Raw genomic sequence first — 478 nt, forward strand, 5'->3', positions numbered from 1 at the left:
TATCGGCGCTTTCAAGGGCTTAGTCGATAAATCAAAGAATAATTTAATTGCTAAAAACGTTGGTTACATGTTGCTTTCTGGTATTTTAGTGTCATTATTATCAGCAGCGACTGTTGGTTTATTCGTTTGGTAATTTGAAAGGGAGTTTTTAGAAAAATGGCATTCCAGGTGGGACATAAAAATCAAGTGCGAACAGAAATTTTAGCAGGCATCACAAGTTTCTTCGCGATTTCATACATCATTATTGTTAATCCAATGATTTTAAAGGATGCGGGGATTCCGGCTAATCTTAGTGTGTTCGCCACGATTTTTTCATCAGCAATTGGCTGTTTTATCATGGGAATTTGGGCTAAGGCCCCAATTGTTTTGACACCTGGAATGGGCGTTAATGCCTTTTTCACGTATACCCTAGTGGTTGGGATGCATTTGACTTGGCAACAAGCCGTGGCTATTTCTTTTTTCAGTAGTTTGATCTATG

The 478-nt window shown here is 38.5% G+C and carries 1 protein-coding gene; it reads left to right on the top strand.

Features of this window, described 5'->3' with window-relative positions; translation table 11 throughout:
- Window positions 1-156: 156 nt before the first annotated feature.
- A partial coding sequence (locus tag FCS21_RS17675; protein ID WP_281279983.1) for a solute carrier family 23 protein occupies window positions 157-478 on the top strand: 322 nt, incomplete at its 3' end.

The sequence above is a fragment of the Colwellia ponticola genome (genome assembly GCF_005885605.1).
Lineage (GTDB): Bacteria > Pseudomonadota > Gammaproteobacteria > Enterobacterales > Alteromonadaceae > Colwellia > Colwellia ponticola.